The 1,222-nt window shown below is 74.5% G+C and carries 2 protein-coding genes; one reads left to right on the top strand and one right to left on the bottom strand.

The genetic code is table 11. The annotated features are described in order from the left end of the window. On the top strand, positions 1-343 hold a 343-nt coding region (locus AC0CYZ_RS19395), incomplete at its 5' end, for a hypothetical protein (RefSeq protein WP_472218284.1). A 67-nt stretch (positions 344-410) separates the two neighbouring features. Here AC0CYZ_RS19395 and AC0CYZ_RS19390 read toward each other — a convergent pair. Next, a partial coding sequence (locus tag AC0CYZ_RS19390; RefSeq protein ID WP_472218282.1) for a siderophore-interacting protein occupies positions 411-1,222 on the bottom strand: 812 nt, incomplete at its 5' end.

Genomic DNA, 1,222 nt, shown 5'->3' with positions numbered 1-1,222 from the left:
CGTCGTCTACGTGATCTTCGCGATCTCCGCCGGGGCCCGCGCGGTCTTCCAGATCGCGGTGCAGTTCCAGGTCGCGCCCCTGGCCTACCTGCTCTCGGCCTTCTCCGCGGCGGTGTACATCGTGGCCGCGGTGGCGATCGGCCGGCAGCTCCGGCGCCTCGCGCTCACCGCCGTGTGGATCGAGCTCGTCGGGGTGGTGGTGGTCGGGCTGTTCACCGTGCTGGCCCCGCAGGACTTCGCGGACGACACCGTCTGGAGCGACTTCGGCGTCGGGTACGGCTTCGTCCCGCTGATCCTGCCGATCCTCGGGCTGATCTGGCTGTTCCGCGTCCGCGAGTCCTAGTTCGCGAGAGCTGCGCTCAGGTGAACGGAATTCGTCGCCCGAACGACGAAAATCGTTCACATGGGTGTCAGCCCAACCCGGTCCCCTCGACCCCGCGGCGCCAGTAGCCGTCGAGGTCGATCCACTCGCTCGGCAGCAGGTCCCGGAGGCGGCGCCGCACCGGGCGCAGGGCCGACGCCTCGGCCCCCATCCACACGAGGCCCTCGCCGTCCGGGCGCGGCCACGACGCGACGGCGTCGCCCAGCAGCGTCGTCGTCCCCGGCTCGGCGCCGTCGCGGTGCAGCCACCGGACCTCGACGCCCGACGGCCCGGCGAGCTCCTGCTCCTCGGCCACGTCGGCGACCTCGACGAGCACGAGCCCGGACGCGTCGGCGGGCAGCGAGCCGAGCCAGCGCGTCAGCGCCGGCAGCGCGGTCTCGTCGCCGCCGAGCAGGTACCAGTCGCGCGGCTCGGCGACGAGGGAGGACCGCGGCCCGTAGAGCCACAGCGCGCCGGCCGGCTCCTCGATCCACCGGCCCGCGAGCCCGGCGCCGTGGCGCACGAAGTCGACCTCGACGGCGTCGTCGTCCACCGCGTGCAGCGTGTACTCGCGGTACGGGCGCGGCCGGCCCGCCGGCGGCGCGACGAGCCCGCGGGGCCCGATCTCCGGGCGCTCCGGCTCGCCGCCGGGCTCGAGGGGGAAGAAGAGCTTGGCGTGGTCGGTCGGGCCGGTGACGGGCAGCGCGGCGACCGCACCCGCCGTCGTCGCCCGGAACCGCACCCGGCGCATCCGCGGTGTCACGTCGTGGGCGTCGACGACCTCGACCCGCACCGGCTCGACGTCGTGGGCCACCTGCGTGATGACGGGGGCGTTCCGGACGACCATGCCCGTCACGCTAA

Source organism: Actinomycetospora sp. (assembly GCF_055612215.1).
This window is presented reverse-complemented; position numbering and strand designations above follow the sequence as displayed.